General features: G+C 61.4%; 11 protein-coding genes and 1 tRNA gene. 7 read left to right on the top strand and 5 right to left on the bottom strand.

All coding sequences use genetic code 11. The annotated features are described in order from the left end of the window. The first annotated feature begins 59 nt into the window (after positions 1-59). The 3 genes from tilS to ABGT79_RS03115 all read left to right on the top strand — a co-directional run bounded on the left by tilS (position 60) and on the right by ABGT79_RS03115 (position 3141). Positions 60-1088 (top strand): tRNA lysidine(34) synthetase TilS, encoded by a 1029-nt coding sequence (gene tilS / locus ABGT79_RS03125; protein ID WP_346664973.1) that lies wholly within the window; start codon positions 60-62, stop codon positions 1086-1088. 259 nt (positions 1089-1347) lie between these two features. Continuing rightward, the gene (locus tag ABGT79_RS03120; RefSeq protein ID WP_294486927.1) at positions 1348-1623 is read left to right on the top strand and encodes a zinc ribbon domain-containing protein; all 276 of its coding nucleotides are present in this window, start codon (positions 1348-1350) and stop codon (positions 1621-1623) included. Positions 1624-1725: 102 nt separating this feature from the next. Then, the gene (locus tag ABGT79_RS03115) at positions 1726-3141 is read left to right on the top strand and encodes a DegQ family serine endoprotease (protein WP_346664972.1); all 1416 of its coding nucleotides are present in this window, start codon (positions 1726-1728) and stop codon (positions 3139-3141) included. A 527-nt stretch (positions 3142-3668) separates the two neighbouring features. On the opposite strand, the gene ABGT79_RS03110 is transcribed toward ABGT79_RS03115, so the two are convergent. Continuing rightward, positions 3669-3743 (bottom strand) — tRNA-Gly (locus ABGT79_RS03110). Between the two features lie 599 nt (positions 3744-4342). On the opposite strand from ABGT79_RS03110, the gene ABGT79_RS03105 reads away from it, so the two are divergent. After that, positions 4343-5629, top strand: a complete 1287-nt coding sequence (locus ABGT79_RS03105; protein WP_346664971.1) for an N-acetylmuramoyl-L-alanine amidase — start codon at positions 4343-4345, stop codon at positions 5627-5629. Positions 5630-6129: 500 nt separating this feature from the next. Here ABGT79_RS03105 and ABGT79_RS03100 read toward each other — a convergent pair whose 3' ends face one another. The 3 genes from ABGT79_RS03100 to ABGT79_RS03090 all read right to left on the bottom strand — a co-directional run bounded on the left by ABGT79_RS03100 (position 6130) and on the right by ABGT79_RS03090 (position 12344). Then, positions 6130-9804, bottom strand: a complete 3675-nt coding sequence (locus ABGT79_RS03100) for a phosphoribosylformylglycinamidine synthase (RefSeq protein WP_346664970.1) — start codon at positions 9802-9804, stop codon at positions 6130-6132. 75 nt (positions 9805-9879) lie between these two features. Continuing rightward, positions 9880-10917 carry a phosphoribosylformylglycinamidine cyclo-ligase gene (gene purM / locus ABGT79_RS03095; RefSeq protein ID WP_346664969.1) on the bottom strand — a complete coding sequence of 346 codons (1038 nt, stop codon included), beginning with the start codon at positions 10915-10917 and terminating at the stop codon, positions 9880-9882. A 5-nt stretch (positions 10918-10922) separates the two neighbouring features. Further along, positions 10923-12344, bottom strand: a complete 1422-nt coding sequence (locus ABGT79_RS03090) for an amidophosphoribosyltransferase (RefSeq protein ID WP_346664968.1) — start codon at positions 12342-12344, stop codon at positions 10923-10925. Positions 12345-12537: 193 nt separating this feature from the next. Here ABGT79_RS03090 and ABGT79_RS03085 point away from each other — a divergent pair, with 193 nt between their 5' ends. Further along, a complete protein-coding gene (locus ABGT79_RS03085) occupies positions 12538-12900 on the top strand; it encodes a hypothetical protein (protein ID WP_346664967.1) in 363 nt (120 codons plus the stop codon). A gap of 744 nt (positions 12901-13644) precedes the next feature. On the opposite strand, the gene ABGT79_RS03080 is transcribed toward ABGT79_RS03085, so the two are convergent. Next, positions 13645-15447, bottom strand: coding sequence for an autotransporter domain-containing protein (locus ABGT79_RS03080; RefSeq protein WP_346664966.1), 1803 nt, complete (start codon positions 15445-15447; stop codon positions 13645-13647). A 27-nt stretch (positions 15448-15474) separates the two neighbouring features. Between ABGT79_RS03080 and ABGT79_RS03075 the strand changes: the two genes are divergently transcribed. Together ABGT79_RS03075 and ABGT79_RS03070 are read left to right on the top strand one after the other, a co-directional pair. Continuing rightward, positions 15475-15909 carry a hypothetical protein gene (locus ABGT79_RS03075; protein WP_346664965.1) on the top strand — a complete coding sequence of 145 codons (435 nt, stop codon included), beginning with the start codon at positions 15475-15477 and terminating at the stop codon, positions 15907-15909. Between the two features lie 45 nt (positions 15910-15954). After that, complete coding sequence (locus ABGT79_RS03070; RefSeq protein WP_346664964.1) at positions 15955-16263, top strand: hypothetical protein; 309 nt, start codon at positions 15955-15957, stop codon at positions 16261-16263. The last annotated feature ends 66 nt before the right edge of the window (positions 16264-16329 follow it).

Raw genomic sequence — 16329 nt, 5'->3', positions numbered from 1 at the left:
GAAGGGCCCTTTCTCAAAAGGTTTTCCCCCGCCTCTTTTATCTCCCAAGGAGTTCTTTCATGACGGCGCGTGCATTGTTTTCTCTGAAGGATCTGGAGGCGTGCGATGCGCGTCTGGCGCTCGGGGCGGCGCGTTTTGTGGAGAAGGAACTCGGCGCGGACATCCGGGGCAGGAGGCTGGTGGTGGCGCTGTCCGGCGGGGCGGACTCCACGGCGCTGCTCACGGTGTTCTGCGCGCTGCGCGGCATGCTCGGCGTATCGCTGTTTGCGGCGCATCTTGATCACGGTCTCCGGGCGGAGAGCGCGGCGGAGGCGCAGGCGGCGGGGGAGCTTTGCCGTCGGTTCGGCGTGCCGTTTTTTGTGAAGCGCGAGAATGTGGGCGCTCTGGCTCTGGCGCAGCACTGCGGCGTGGAGGAGGCCGGACGCCGGGCCCGCTACGAATTTCTGGAAGCCTGCCGCGCGGCGACGGGCTCTCGCTGGGTGCTCACGGCGCATCATGTGGGAGATCTGGCGGAAGACGTGCTCATGCGTTTGTCCCGCGGGGCGCTGTGGCCCGGGCTGGGGGGCATGAAGGGCCTTGTGGACGAGCCGGGGCGGCATGTGCTGCGCCCGCTGCTCATGCTGGAGAAGGCGCAGCTTGAAGGACTGCTGCGGCGGGTCGGACTGACGTGGCAGGAAGACGTCTCCAATCGAAGCCGCGCATGGAAGCGCAACCGCATGCGTCATGACGTGGTTCCGCTGCTGCTGTCGGAGAATCCTTCGTTTTACGAAAGCGTGCGTCGCCTCTGGAGAGCCGCCCGCCGGGACGAGCGCGACTGGGCGGTCACCGGGGCTCTGGCGCTGGAAGAGCGGGACGACGGCCTGTTTCTCTCCGACGCTTCGCTTGCCGCGCTCGGCGAATCGGGCAGACTGCGCGCCATGGCCGAGGCCCTGCGCAAACTTGGGGGAGAAGCGCGGGCCGACACGCTGGAATCGCTGGAAGCTGCGTGGGAGCGGAGACATTTTCCGCGTCGATTTTCCTTCGGCGGCGGCGTGAAGGCGGAACTTTCCGGCTCGGGCGTCTGGTTTCATCTCGCTCCGGGTCGTTGAGGGCGCGGATACGTCGTTTGTTCTTTTGCTGTAACACTATGCAAGAATTGAACAAAACCACGTCGAGAGCGCGGAAAAACTGATAAGAAACCGCGCAATACGCTGTTTTTATTCATGGAAATTTCTTACTGAATGTTTCCGACCCCCGCTGAGACGCGCTTTTGACCTTTTGCCTTACCCTTGCCAGCTGGTGTAGGGTGCTTATTTAGCAGCAGAGAGAAGGATAAGCCTTCCATTTTTTCTCGCGAGGAGTATTGCCATGCCGCTGTATGATTTTGAATGCAAAGATTGCCGGCACACGTTTGAAGAGCTGGCTTTTGACGACGATGACGTCATCAGCTGCCCGAAGTGCGGGTCGCAGAACACGGCCCGTCTTGTTTCGGCCCCCAGCCCTCTGAAAACGGGAGCCTTCCCCTTCAAGATAGGGCCGAGACCGGCCTGGATGAACGACAAAAGACTCAATCGCAACAGCCCCTGCCACGGCAACTGTTCCTCGTGCGGCGGAGGAGCGGGCGGAACGGGGGGCGCGCAGTAAGCCTTTGCTCCCGTAATTACAATGGCATGAACGGCTCTTGCGGGATACAAGGAATTCAAGAGTCCTTCTTTCGCCTGAACGAAGAATTTACAAGGAGTTCCCATGAACGGCATCCTTAAAAAAACGGCTCTCGCCGTAACGGGTTTCATGTTTCTGGCCTCTTCGGCCACGGCGGCTCCCATGCTGCCCAATTTCGTGCCGCTGGCGAAAAACGCCGGTCCGGCAGTGGTGAACATCAGCACCGAGAGGGAAGTGGAAAGCCCCGTCATGGGCATGTTCAATTTCCCCGGCATGGATCAGTTCTTTGAACAGTTCGGCGGCCCCTTCGGCATGCGTCCCGGCCAGCCCGCGCCCAAGCAGAAGAGCTCCGCGCTCGGCTCCGGCTTCATCATTTCCGCCGACGGCTACATCGTCACCAACAACCATGTGGTGGAAGACGCCGACAAGATTACCGTCAAGCTCAACGGCGACAAGTCCGACGGCCTGCCCGCGAAGATCGTGGGCACCGACTCCGAAACCGACCTTGCCCTGCTCAAGGTGGAAAGCAAGACGCCCCTGCCCGTGCTCCGCTTCGGCGATTCCGACGCCATGGAAGTGGGCGACTGGGTGGTGGCCATCGGCAACCCCTTCGGCCTGAGCAACACCGTGACGGCCGGCATTCTGAGCGCCAAGGGCCGCGACATCCACGCCGGTCCCTTCGACAACTTCCTCCAGACCGACGCCTCCATCAACCCCGGCAACAGCGGCGGCCCGCTCATCAACATGGCCGGTGAAGTCATCGGCATCAACACCGCCATTTCCGCCAACGGTCAGGGCATAGGCTTCGCCATTCCCAGCAGTCTGGCCTCCAAGGTCATCAACGATCTGCGCGAAGGCAAGAAGGTGAGCCGCGGCTGGCTCGGCGTGACCATTCAGGACGTGGATGAAAACACCGCCAAGGCTCTTGGCCTCAAGAGCGCGGGCGGCGCGCTCATCGGCTCCGTGCTCGACAACGAACCCGCCGACAAGGCCGGTCTGCGTGCGGGCGACGTGATCGTCAAGGTGGGCGACACCAGCATCGACAGCGCCTCCGCCCTGACCCGCAGCGTGGCCGGACTCAAGCCCGACACCAAGGTGGACATCGTGGTGATGCGCAACGGCAAGGAAGTGAAGACCACCGTGAAGCTCGGCGAACGTTCGTCTCACAGCACGACCACGCAGAGCTCCGGTCAGCAGAGCGAGGGCGGCGATCTCGGCGTGAGCATCAAGCCGCTTACCCCTGAAGACGCCCGGGCGCTCCAGCTCTCCGGCGACGTGAAGGGCCTGCTCGTGGTGGGCGTGAAGGGCGACGGCCCCGCGGCTGAAGCCGGCGTGCGCACCGGCGACGTCATCCTTTCCGCCAACCTCCAGCCCGTGACCAGCGCCAAGGAACTGGTGTCCATCGTGCGCAAGGAAGGCAAGGAACGCGGCGCCGTCATGCTCCAGATCAACCGTCGCGGCGATACTTTCTTCATCACCGTGTCGCTGGACAACAAATAATCGCCTGACACAGGCTGAAACTTCCATACGGCGGATCCTGCATCCGCCGTATGTTTTTTAATCGCGGGGAAAGGAGTCCTGAAGCCTTTTCCCGCGTTTTTTATTGCTTTCGGACGGGGGAACGGCGGCGCGGAGGAGGCGTTGTCGGTTTGGGTCGCGTTTGGGATGACGGCAGCTGCGGAGCGCCTTTTGGACAGTCAGGCTTCGTCGTGTACATGTCTCCCCGGAAAATGATGCGGAAGAGCCGTATTCAGGCGCGCGGGAGCGTCGGCATCGACGCAGCGTCGCGGGGCGCACGGGCGCGGTGAAGGATTTACAGGCGGGCTGAGAGCAGCCGTCACGGAAACGGCAGGCCCGAAGCAGGTTTTCTGGTGCGAAGGGTCGGATTCGGGCAACGGAAGCGCAAAAACGGCGAATCTTGTTCTGCAACAGGGAAAGGCGTCGGCTGTTGTGAAGACGGAGCAGAATAGAAAAGAGGAATGCAAAAAGAAAAGGCCCGTAGAAAACGGGCCTTCATGATGACTTGCTGGAGCGGGAGACGGGATTTGAACCCGCGACTTCAACCTTGGCAAGGTTGCACTCTACCACTGAGTTACTCCCGCGTGTTGCGAACAGACGTCTTTTATAAAAGAAGCCGGACTCTGTCAAGTCAAAAAACTGCATGTGGAAAATTTTCAGAAGATTTTCATGTGAGAGGTAAAGGGATTCCTTCCGGGAAGATGTTGTGTGCTTCGTTCGCGCTCTGCCGGGCAAGGAGCTGCGTTTGCGGCACAGGCCTTCGGGCGGCGCGTTGCGTTCGGCGCTCTGCCTGTCGCCGTGGAGGACCAAGCGGAGAGCGGCGTGGCAGCCGCTGCGGGACAGACCCGAAACAAGGGAGCGCGGGCAAAGCACGGCAAAAGCCTTCGTGGAACGCTGTCGGACGGGGAATGCGGGGCGTTAGGCGAGGGGGACATTGTTATGTCGTGCGGATCTCGGGATGTCGGCGTGCCGGCACGACAAGGCCCGTCGGACGGTCTGATCTTTCGAACGGGGGCGTTTTGTTCATCAGGCGGAGGGCGTTTGCTTTGACGCGTCGCGGTCTCTTTCGGCTTTTCATTCCTGAAATCGCCTGTGCGCCGGGCTTTTTGTTACAAATGACGTTTTTCCATTGACAGAGGAACAGGTGTGCTGAACAATGGAAAAAAATTTCGGTATTTACTTCATGTCCCAGAAACGCCGCCTCTTTTTTCTCGTCTGCCTGGCCTGCTGTCTGTTTTTCTGCCTGTCCGCCGGGGCTCTGGCCGCCAATCCGCCCGATTATGAAAGGGCCAAGGCTCAGCTTGCCCGTCTTCAGAAGGGCAGTCCCGGAGCGAATTCCTGGCAGGCCTGCGCCGATGAATTCCGCAAGGTCTATGACAATAATCCTCAATGGAATCTGCGCGTTGCCGCGCTTTTTCGCAGCGGCGTGGCCCTTGAGGAAAAGGCCAGAGTAACGAAGTCCGCGGTGGACGCCCGCAAGGCGGCTTCCGTGTACGAGCAGTCGGCAAAGAAGTTTCCGTCAAGCGCGCTCGCCGACGACGCGCTTTTTCGTGCGGCCGTGGTGTACAACGAGCTTTTGAACGATCAGAAAAAGGCCCGGGTGCATCTGGAACACATTGCGCGGCGCTATTTTCGCGCCGATCACGCCAAGATAGCCGCCGTGTACCGCGAGGAGATGGACAAGAGCGGCAAGAACGCCCGAGCGCCCGCAGGTCAAAAGGAAAGCGCCAGGGAAACGACCACGGTCAGCCGACCGCCCAGCGGCGCAGGCGCGCACAGGCTTGCCGCCCAGCTCGGTCTTTCCGTGCGCACCATCATCATTGATCCGGGGCACGGCGGGCGCGATCCCGGCGCAATGCACAACGGCGTGGTGGAGCAGGACGTCAATCTCGACGTGGCGAGGCGCCTGAAGACCATTCTGGAGAAGCTCGGCTACAAGGTGCATCTCACCCGCACGGGCAACAAGTGGGTGTCGCTGTCGGAACGCGTGGATTTCAGCCGCAGAAACAAGGGCGATCTTTTCATTTCCATTCACGTGAACGCGTCGGAAAATACCGGCATCAGCGGCCTTGAGACCTACATTCTGGATTTTGCCCGCAGCAGTTCGGTGAGTCGTCTGGCCACGGTGGAAAACGCCGACAGCGGGCGTCTCGGCGACATGGACAAGATACTCACGGAAATTCTGACCGGCGCGCGCACCACGGAATCGCGTCGTCTGGCGGACCGCATACAGAAAAACACGCTGAGCTACCTGAAAAGAAACGGAGTCTCCACCCGCGACGGCGGAGTGAAGGGCGCGCCGTTTTTCGTGCTGGTGGGTTCCTCCATGCCCAGCGTGCTGGTGGAACTGGGATATTCCACCAACACGAAGGAAGCCTCGCGCCTGAAGAGCAGCAAGCACAGGCAGCGACTGGCGCAGGGGCTTGCCAACGGCATTCACGCCTATGCGCGGAGTCTGCTCGGCAAGTAGGCGTGCGCGGTTTATGCTCGGCAATTGACCGCGCTTTGCAAAACGTCAGGAAAAAGCCCCGGCATCTTTGGATGACGGGGCTTTTCTTTGTCTGATGACGGTTTGTCCGACGGCTGCGGCTCGGGCGCGGCGGCTGCCGGAGGGCTTGCGGCGCGTGTTTCGCGGCCTGTAATGCGCAGTCTCGTCCTTTTGCGGGGCGAGGGGAAGCGTTCAGCGTCGCGCATCATCGCTCGTCGCATCGTTTTGCCGTTTCCCTTGCGCCTTGCTTTTGCCCTGCTTCGCTTCCTCTGCGGCGTGGAATTCGTCGGGGGAGGCGGGGCTGCCGTTCTGTCGGGGCCGCCGGGCGGGCGGACGAGGCAGGCGGCGTGTCGGACAGTCGGAGTGGGCAGACGCCGTGCGTTCGGCGGACAGGTTCCGAAAATCAGAGAACGGGCGGCACCTGTCCTGCCGCCGGTCGGTCGGAGAGCCGGAGCGGAAGCCTTTCCGCCCCGGCGCTGTTTCTAGAGGCTGAAGTAGTCCCTGGCAGACTCGAAGAGATGGAGATCGTAGTTGCCGGGCACGTTCTTGTAAAGGGTAGCGCCCGTGCGTTCGGAGTGTCCCATCTTGCCGAGCACGCGTCCGTCCGGGGAAGTGATGCCTTCCACGGCCCAGACGGAGCCGTTGGGGTTGAAGTCCACGTCCATGGTGGGATGGCCGTCGAGATCCACGTACTGGGTGGCGATCTGTCCGTTTGCCCTGAGCTTTTCAAGCAGCGCAGGTTCGCACAGGAAGCGGCCTTCGCCGTGTGACACGGGCACCGAGACGATGTCGCCCGTGTTCACGTTCTTCAGCCAGGGGGAGAGCCGCGAAGAGACGCGCGTGCGCACGATTTTCGACTGATGGCGTCCGATGACGTTGAAGGTGAGGGTGGGGCAGGAAGCGTCGGTGTCGATGATTTCGCCGAAGGGCACGAGGCCGAGCTTGATGAGCGCCTGGAAGCCGTTGCAGATGCCGAGCATGAGGCCGTCGCGCTGCTTGAGCAGATCCATGGTGGCGTCGGTCACTTCGGGATTGCGGAAGAAGGCCGTGATGAACTTGCCGGAACCTTCGGGTTCGTCGCCGCCGGAGAAGCCGCCGGGCACGAAGATGATCTGGCTTTCGCGCACGGCGCGGGCAAAGCGCGCGGCCGATTCCGAAACCTCGGCCGCGGACTGGTTGCGCAGCACGATGATTTCCGGTTCGAGACCGGCGCGCATGACGGCGCGGGCGCTGTCGTATTCGCAGTTGGTGCCGGGGAACACGGGAATGACCACGCGCGGTCTGGCCGAGCCCGTGCGGGGTCTGGCCGCGGGCTGCCTGTCCGAGGTGATGAGCGGCACGGAGGCTTCGTCCTTCGCGGTGCGGTTCGGGTAGATGTCTTCCAGCACGCCTTCGTTCAGGGCGAGCAGTTCCTCGATGGAGGCGCTGTCCGAGCCGAGGCTGATCACGGCCTTTTCCGTGGTGACGCCGAGGCGCAGGCCGCTCTCTTCGGTCAGTTCGGCCACGATGGCTCCGGGCATGGGACGATGCCAGTCGATGTCGGCGCAGGACTCAAAGCCGATGCCGTTGCCGAACGACATGTTCATGATCGCTTCGGCCACGCTGTTTTCCACGGCCCAGGCGGCCTTCACCCTGCCTGCGGCGTGCAGGGCGGCAAAGGCGTCCCAGCAGGCCTTGAAGCCTTCGGCGTCTGCCGAGGCGGGCGCGAGCAGGCAGACGGGGTGTCCGGCCTCCTTGAATTCGGGCGAGAGCACGTCGTCGGTTTTGGCCGGAGCTACGGCAAAGGAAATGAGGGTGGGGGGCACGTCCATGTCGAGGAAGGAGCCGGACATGGAGTCCTTGCCGCCTATGGCCGCCACGTTGAGATCGAGCTGCGCGTCGAGCGCGCCGAGGAGCGCGGCAAAGGGCTTGCCCCAGCGTTCCGGCTCGTCGCGGAGCTTTTCAAAGTATTCCTGCAGGGTGAGATAGGCCTTGCGGTAGTCGCAGCCTGCGGCGACGAGGCGGGCGACGGACGTGACCACGGAACGGTACGCGCCTTCGTAGGGATCGACGCTCATCTGATCGGCGTCGAAGCCCCAGGCCATGACGGAGCAATCTCTGGTTTCGTGTCCGGGCAGCACGGGCAGCAGCGCGGCCATGACCTGCGCGGGCGTGCGCTGACGCACGCCGCCGAAGGGCATGAGCACGGAACCTGCGCCGATGGTGGAGTCGAAGCGTTCGGCAAGGCCGCGGCGCGAGGCGCATTTGAGGCTGGAGGCCGTTTCCCGCAGGCTGGAGGCTGCGGGGGCGTCGAGGGCGGAGCGGTCCTTGGATTCCACGCGCACGCGGGTGTGCTTGGATGCGCCGTTGGTGTCGAGGAAGGCGCGGGAAAGATCGACGATGGTTTTGCCCTGCCAGTTCATGACCATGCGCGGAGATTCCGTGACCACGGCCACCTGATAGGCTTCGAGATTTTCCTTTTCCGCGGCTTCGATGAAGGCGGGGGCGTCCTTGGCGGCCACCACGCAGGCCATGCGTTCCTGCGATTCGGAAATGGCGAGTTCGGTGCCGTCGAGGCCTTCGTACTTCTTGCGCACGGCGTCGAGACGGATTTCAAGGCCGGGGGCGAGTTCGCCTATGGCCACGGAAACGCCGCCCGCGCCGAAGTCGTTGCAGCGCTTGACGAGGCGGGTGACGTCGCCGTTTCTGAACAGGCGCTGGATTTTGCGTTCTTCGGGCGCGTTGCCCTTCTGCACTTCCGAGGCCATGGTGACGAGGGACTTGCGGTTGTGGCTCTTGGAGGAGCCGGTGGCCCCGCCGATGCCGTCGCGGCCGGTGCGTCCGCCGAGCAGAATGACCACGTCGCCGGGTTCGGGACGCTTGCGCACCACGTTGACGGCCGGAGCCGCGGCCACCACGGCGCCCACTTCCAGATGCTTGGCCACGTAGCCCTGATGGTAGACTTCGGAAACCATGCCCGTGGCAAGACCTATCTGGTTGCCGTAGGAGGAATAGCCCGAGGCGGCCGTCTGGGCGAGCTTGCGCTGGGGGAGCTTGCCGGGAATGGTTTCGGAAACGGGCGTGCGCGGATCGCCGCAGCCGGTGACGCGCATGGCCTGATAGACGTAGGCGCGGCCGGAGAGCGGATCGCGGATGCAGCCGCCTATGCAGGTGGCCGCGCCGCCGAAGGGTTCGATTTCGGTGGGATGGTTGTGGGTTTCGTTCTTGAACATGAGCAGCCAGTCCTGCTCTTCGCCGTCCACGGTGGCGGTCACGTGGATGGAGCAGGCGTTGATTTCCTCGCTCTGATCCATGTTGCCGAGCAGGCCGCGCTTTTTCAGGGTCTTGGCGGCGATGGTGGCCATGTCCATGAGGGTCTGCGGACGCAGGGCCGCCTTTTCTTCGCCGTACACTTCCCTGCGGGCGGCAAGGTAGCGCTCATAGGCGGCCAGCGTTTTTTCGTCCAGAATTTCCACGCCGTCGATGTGGGTGGAGAAGGTGGTGTGGCGGCAGTGATCGGACCAGTAGGTGTCCACCACGCGCACTTCGGTGATGGTGGGATCGCGCTTTTCCTCGTCGCGGAAATGGGCCTGCAGGAACTTGAGGTCATCGAGGTCCATGGCGAGGCCGAGCTGATCGAGCAGGGCGGAAAGACCGGCTTCGTCGAGCGTGGTGAAGCCTTCCACGGTGCTCACGCTGGTGGGCACTTCGTATTCCACGCGCAGGGTTTCCACGGGATCAAGGCCGGCTTCGCGCGCTTCCACGGGGTTGATGAGGTAGCGCTTGATCTTTTCCACGTCGGCTTCGGAGAGATCGCCGGAGAGCAGGAACACGCGCGCCGTGCGCACGGCGGGGCGTTCGCCCCGGGTCATGAGCTGGATGCACTGACTCGCGGAATCGGCCCGCTGATCGAACTGACCGGGCAGGTATTCCACGGCAAAGGCGGTGTAGTCGCCTTCGGGCAGGGTTTCGCCGGCGTCGTCCACCTGCGGTTCGGAAAACACGGTTTTCACCGCGCGCTGAAACACGTCTTCGTCCAGACCTTCCACGTCGTAGCGGTTGACGAGCCGCAGACCGGTCAGGGAAGAGATGCCGAGCAGGGTGCGGAGTTCTCCGAGAATCGCTCCGGCCTCGTGTCGGAGGGCGGGCTTTTTCTCTACATAAATGCGTCTTACCATTCGTAATATCCTTTGCAGCGGAATTTCCGCCGCATTGTGCATGAAGCGTGCGCCGCGCGGGGCGGCGCGGCAGAATCAGGCGAGAGCGACCTTGTCTTCGCCGGAAACGACGTCGCCGAGAACGTAGGCGTTGCAGCCGTGGCTCCTGAGGGCTTCGAGGGCCTTGTCGGCCGTGTCGCGGGACACGATCATAGTCATGCCCACGCCCATGTTGTAGGTGTTGAACATGTCGCGTTCGGGAATATTGCCCGTGCGCTGCAGCAGGGAGAAAATGGCCGGAGTCTTCACGGCGGCTTTTTCCACGCGGGCGGTGAGGCCGTCGGGTACGCAGCGGGGAATGTTTTCGTAGAAGCCGCCGCCCGTGATGTGGCTTATGCCGTGAACTTCGGCCGCGGCAATGGCCGCGAGCACGGGCTTCACGTAGATGACCGTGGGCGTGAGCAGGGCTTCGCCGAGCGTGGAACCGAGTTCTTCGCAGTACTTGCCGAGGTCTGCGTGCTCCACGTCGAACACCTTGCGCACGAGAGAATAGCCGTTGGAATGCAGGCCGGAGGAAGGCAGCGCGAGAATGACGTCGCCCTCGCGCATGGAAGCCTGACTGATGACCTTGTCTCTGTCCACCATGCCCACGGAGAAGCCCGCGAGATCGTAGTCGTTGGGGGCCATGGTGCCGGGGTGCTCGGCGGTTTCGCCGCCGATGAGGGCGCAGCCGGCCTGCACGCAGCCTTCGGCCACGCCGGAAACGAGGGTGGCCACCTTTTCCGGATCGTTTTTGCCGATGGCGATGTAGTCGAGGAAGAACAGAGGCTTGGCGCCGCAGCAGACGATGTCGTTCACGCACATGGCCACGCAGTCGATGCCCACGGTGTCGTGCTTGTCCATGAGCTGGGCGATGCGCTGCTTGGTGCCCACGCCGTCGGTGCCGGACACGAGCACCGGACGGGACATGCCTTTGGTGTCAGGTTCAAACAGGCCGCCGAAGCCTCCGAGGTCGGAGACCACGCCGGGAATCAGGGTGCGCTCGACATGGCGCTTCATGAGGCGAACGCCTTCGTAGCCGGCCTCAATGTTGACGCCCGCGGCGGCGTAGGATGCGGAATGGGAATTGTTCATGGTGGTTATCCTTTGCCGTTCCAGCAGTAGGTGCAGATTTTGTCCTTGTCGATGCCTATGGCCTCAAGCAGGCCGTTCAGCGATTGATAGCCCAGAGAATCGAAGCCCATCTTGCGGCAGATGGCGGCAAGCAGACTCTTGCCCCTCGCGGTGGAGGCGTCGGCGTACTCGTCGAGATGACGATGACCTTCGTCGCCTTCGAGTTCCTGCACGATGCGCCTTGCGAGCAGATCCATGTCGGAATTGCCGCGGGAGAAGTTGAGGTACTTGCAGCTGTACATGATGGGCGGGCAGGCGGAGCGCATGTGTACTTCGCCTGCGCCGGATTCAAAAAGAAAGTCGACGGTTTCGCGCAGCTGCGTGCCGCGCACGATGGAGTCGTCCACAAAGAGGAGCTTCTTGCCCTGAATGAGTTCCGGCACGGGAATCTGCTTCATCTTGGCCACCTGATTGCGCACGGCCTGATTGGCGGGCATGAAGGAGCGCGGCCAGGTGGGGGTGTATTTGACGAAGGGCCGGGCAAAGGGCAGCTTGCAGCGGTTGGCGTAGCCTATGGCGTGGGGCGTGCCGGAATCGGGCACGCCGGCCACGTGATCGACCAGCGGCAGCGTGCCGCGGGCCATTTCGTCGCGGGCCATGATTTCGCCGTTGCGGTAGCGCATGAGCTCCACGTTGACGCCTTCGTAGTTGGAGTTCGGATAGCCGTAGTAGGTCCAGAGGAAGGCGCAGATCTTCATGGTTTTGGCGGCCGGGGAAAGCGTTTCGTAGCCGTCGGCCGTGATGCGCACGATTTCGCTCGGACCGAGTTCGTAGGCGTCTTCGTAGCCGAGCTTGTGGTAGGCGAAGGATTCAAACGACACGCTGTGGCCCAGATCGCTTTTGCCGATGTGCACGGGCAGGCGTCCCATTCTGTCTCTGGCGGTGATGATGGAGTCTTCCGTGAGCAGCAGAATGGTCATGGAGCCTTCAATAACGTCCTGCGCGTGCCGGATGCCCGACACGAGATCGCCTTCCATGTTGATGAGCGCGGCCACGAGTTCCGTGGGATTCACCTTGCCGGCGTCCGTGACCATGAACTGATGGCCCCGGCTGGAAAAGTAGTCGCGCACCAGACGCTCGGTGTTGTTGATGATGCCGACCGTGGATATGGCGTACAAACCGAGATGCGAGCGCACGAGAAGCGGCTGCGGATCAATGTCGCTGATGCAGCCTATGCCTGCGCAGCCGTGGAATTCGGCGAGATTGTTTTCAAACTTGGTTCGGAAGGGGGTGTTTTCAATGTCGTGTATCTGCCGCTGAAAACCCAGCTTCCGGTCGTAGATGGCCATGCCGCCGCGGCGTGTGCCGAGGTGCGAGTGGTAGTCCACGCCGAAGAAGATGTCCAGCACGCAGTCCTGCTTGGAGATGGCTCCGAAGAATCCTCCCATATTTTTTCGGCTCCTTATGCGAAAAACAGTGTGGAAAGGGTCATGGGGTCGGAAAAAATGCCGTTTCCGTCCTTGTCCGGATGCAGAAGGCGACCCCGGCGGCGCACGGCGGACGCTTCTGCGCGCCTGCCGTGCCGGAAAGAAGTCTGCCTTCCTCCCCTGCATCCTTGAAGGGGAAAACGGCGGAGCAGCCATGCGCAAGAAACGCATCTCTGCAAAAAGAATGGAAAAGGGCAGCTCTGTCCTCTGCGGAAAGGCTGCCCTTCGTCGGTATGCGGGGTATGGTTCTCCCCTGCCGAAGGCGGATGCGGGCGTGCTTTGCCCTGGCCGGACGGTGTACGGTCGCCTCTTCAGGCGCACAGAAAAGAACGACGGACGCGTCGATGTCTGCTTCCTGTCCGCAGCGCGCCGAAAAGCGTCCGGCCTCGACGCAGGACGTCGTGATCCGGCGACGATTCTGGGCGGACTTCTTCGTGCAAGGGCTTCCGGTTTCGACCGGCTGACTGCTGCTCATCGCGTTCGCTTCGTTGGGGTGGAAGGAGAAATAAAGGATTAGCCTAGCCGTTTTCGCCCCTTTTCGCAAGTCTTCGCCTCCGCCTCGAAAGGCGGGAGAAGAGAGGAGAGGAAGGGGATCAGGCCGGAGCATCGGGGCGCTGCCCCGGGATGGAGTGGACGGGATCAGAGCAGCGGGGCTCCGCCCCGGACACCGCCGGGGGAAATAATTTCCCCCGGTCCCCCCTGATTCCGCCTTGCGGCGTTGCCGCTGCGGCGGGCGCGCGGGAGCCGTGGGTATGGTGGGCTCACTGGGGGGAGATGCGGGGCGGTTCGCAGTCAGGAGGCTTTGGCTGGTGCGGTTTTGGCTGCAAACGCAGTGCAGGCGCGTCCGAAAGGACGCGCCTGCGGCGGCCGACCGTGATTCCGGTCTTTGCCGGAATCACGGTGAGTAAGGAAGGGATACAAGATGTTTGAAGCGCTTCGGACGCATAAATGAAACGGACCGGAGAACTCCGGTCCGTTTTCTGAATGGTTGTTGAGAAGGAAAAGCGCGGGAAGGCATTTTTTCTGGAGCGTTCGTTCCAGAGCATGAGACTGCGCGGATGTTGATGGGACGGAAGTCGCTCCATTATTGTGAGTGCGCGGGAAACGAGGCTTTGCGCAAAAGCGCGGAGCCCGGTTTCATGACATCATGCCGTCCCCTTTGTCCCGCCGAACAGGCGAAGCCGGGAGGCGGAAACATGGGGGTGCGGGGGAGATTGTCTCCCCCGCATGCCTTTTCTGTCTTTTTCTGTCTTTCCTGCCTTTAGAACTTCCAGCTTATGCCGACGCTGACGCTCTGGTCGGTTTCGTGGGTGGAAGCCTGCACGCCGTAGTTGAGGCCGAGGGCGAAGTTGCCCTTTTCGGCCTGCACGCCGACGGTTCCGGCCCAGCTCGTGGAATCCATGATGCGGGTATTCACGCTGTCGAGCGCGCCTATGCCTGCATAGGACACCTTGGTAGTATTTTTCTTTTCACCGGCGGCGGGAATGACGGACACGTCGGCCAGCGGCTTCACGTTCCAGCCGGAGACGTCGATATCCTTGGACACGGTCACGCCGATGGGGAACTGCACGATGTGCTGCGTGTCGGACGCCACGGAATTCAGCGTGGAGCCGTTTACCTTCAGATCGTGGCTTTCGGTGTTGAGGGCGGTGTAGCGAACGCCCGCATGAGGCAGGATGTCCGCAACGCTGGTGTTGATCTGGTATTCGGCGCGCAGGTCGGCGATGAAGGCGTTGGTGTCCACGTCGGCCTTGGCCTGACCCATGCCCATGGAGGCGGGCAGGTTCATCTTCACGTCGTGGTTGGCCATGGCGTAGCCCACGCTGGCCATCACGTTCAGGCTGTCGAGGTTCCACCCGGCGTAAAGGTTCACGCCGCCGAAGTTGTATTCGTTGTCGGTAGAGGTGGCCGTGCCGCGGGTTTCGGATTTGCCTCCGCCGCCGTTGACGGCCGCGCCCACGCGCACCTTGCCGCCGAGAATTTCGCCGACCTTGGCATCCGCGCCGAGGGTGACGCCGCCGTAGTTGCCGCGCACGGCCGCGCCGGAAGCCACCATGCCGTGGGTGTAGGTGTTGCCGTACATGGGAGTGGCCCAGATGTCCACGCCGTCCTTATGAATGTTGTTTTCCTTGCCGAAGAAGCTCAGCGACAGGTGATGAATGAGCTGATCCACCCCGGCGTCGGCAAGGCGCAGAGCGGTGTTCTGCACGCCCGCGGTCACGGCCGCGCGGGAGACTTCGTTCACCATGGCGGTGGCGGTGGCGTCATTCGGCATGTACTGCACGTTGTCCATGGCGCGGCTCAGGAAGCGGATGCCCATGGAAGAGGAGTCGGTGTTGTTCCGGTTGTTGCTGACCATGGTGTCGAGGGCGGCCACGGGAATGATGCCGGGCAGCACCTTGGCGGCGTCCTGAGCTTTCGTTTCAACAACGATGTCGCCGTCATTGTTCGTCGATATGTCGGCCTTGATGAGACGTCCGGCCAGCAGGTTGGCGGAATCCCAGTATTCGCCCTCGGCCGAGGAGAGTCCGTCGGTGATGGTGTAGGCTTTACCGGCCTGAGCGTCGGCAATGTACAGCTGGGAACCGTCCGCCACGGAAATGGCGCCGGTGCCGGTAATCATGGCGCCGGTGCCGGCAGCCTTGCCGTCCACGACCAGCAGCGAATTATTTCCGAAGGCCACAGCCGAGGAAGAATTGCCTGCATCACCCACAACAAGCTTTTTGCCGTCGGCGACGGTCACGCTTTTACCGAGCGCCAGCATGGCTTCGTTTTCCTGCATGGAGATGCCGCCTCGATCCGCCATGTCAACGGAAAGAGCACCCTTTTCAATAACGACGTCACCTCCAAAAAATCCACTGTCTGCCCCCAGAGACGTTGCTCCTGCAGTCTGGGTATAAGTACCGGTAAAGCCGGACACCGTTCCTTCTGCAACAGAAAGATTGCCGTTGTTGACAATGGAACCGTTGCCGCTCATGGCGTTCGCGGCACTGATGGAGGCATTGCCAGAGAGGGAAACAGTCGCGCCTTCCTGAGAAAGGATGCCCGTGTCAACGGCGCTCAAAGACATATTGTCAGCAATCAGAGAAATTTGTCCCTTTTCTGCACTGACAGCGTTCGTCTCGGATTCAACGACAAGGTTTCCGGCATTGATGTTTATGGACGCTTCCTTACCCTTATCGGCGGTGCTGGCATCCGGATTGATGGGCAGAGCCTGAATGGTGCCCTGAACATTAAGATTTTCGGAAACCTGAAGAGATATGTCACCCCGCTTCCAGCCGGAAATATTACCTTCTATATCCGCATTTTTGGCATAGATGTTGACGTCTGTGCTTCTTGCTCCGGTATTATAACCTTCACCAGAAGTGCCAACATTAATATCACCTTTCATGTTAAGATCGTCAGTGTTTACATTCAATGTAAACACATCGTTAGCATATGCATCATCTTTCTGCATGCCATATGTTCCGCATATATTTCCATCTATATCAAGCTTTTTCGTGTTGATATTAATGGTGCCCTTTGAACCGGAACCAAAAACGCCTCCCGAAGGACTGTTCGGCCCGTCGAAATGCGCTTCATCGGCAAAGAAATTGATGGTGTTCCCCTCGTTGGCTTGGAGAATGGCAACGCCGTAATCTCCCTTGCCCCAGCCGGTATGGGCTTCAAAATATTTAATCGGATTCTCTGCCGTTCCGATATTGGCAACAGAAGTCCCGTCACCGCCACGAACATGAACAAACTCGTCGCCGGTATAGGAAATGATGCGATCTGCCAATATATTAAGCTTGTTTCCTGTGCCGGTCAGCCGAATTCCTCGGTCTCCACCCTGTGCTTCCGTACCGATAAAAAGTTTCGGAGTCGTAATATTCAACGATGATCCGTTGGTTACCACCACGGCATTATAGTTTGTGCCCGTGGTCTGGTTAGGATCATTGGTGGTTTT

Origin of the sequence: uncultured Mailhella sp. (assembly GCF_963931295.1) — a bacterium.
In the GTDB taxonomy this organism is placed as follows: Bacteria; Desulfobacterota; Desulfovibrionia; order Desulfovibrionales; family Desulfovibrionaceae; genus Mailhella.
Note: the sequence above shows the minus strand (reverse complement) of the source record. Positions and strands in the feature narration are given on the sequence as shown.

Coding starts and splice junctions, on each gene's coding strand:
- tilS (WP_346664973.1), top strand. CDS start 60: ATGACGGCGCGTGCATTGTTTTCTCTGAAGGATCTGGAGGCGTGCGAT.
- ABGT79_RS03120 (WP_294486927.1), top strand. CDS start 1,348: ATGCCGCTGTATGATTTTGAATGCAAAGATTGCCGGCACACGTTTGAA.
- ABGT79_RS03115 (WP_346664972.1), top strand. CDS start 1,726: ATGAACGGCATCCTTAAAAAAACGGCTCTCGCCGTAACGGGTTTCATG.
- ABGT79_RS03105 (WP_346664971.1), top strand. CDS start 4,343: ATGTCCCAGAAACGCCGCCTCTTTTTTCTCGTCTGCCTGGCCTGCTGT.
- ABGT79_RS03100 (WP_346664970.1), bottom strand. CDS start 9,804: ATGGTAAGACGCATTTATGTAGAGAAAAAGCCCGCCCTCCGACACGAG.
- purM (WP_346664969.1), bottom strand. CDS start 10,917: ATGAACAATTCCCATTCCGCATCCTACGCCGCCGCGGGCGTCAACATT.
- ABGT79_RS03090 (WP_346664968.1), bottom strand. CDS start 12,344: ATGGGAGGATTCTTCGGAGCCATCTCCAAGCAGGACTGCGTGCTGGAC.
- ABGT79_RS03085 (WP_346664967.1), top strand. CDS start 12,538: ATGCGCAAGAAACGCATCTCTGCAAAAAGAATGGAAAAGGGCAGCTCT.
- ABGT79_RS03070 (WP_346664964.1), top strand. CDS start 15,955: ATGCGCTTCATCGGCAAAGAAATTGATGGTGTTCCCCTCGTTGGCTTG.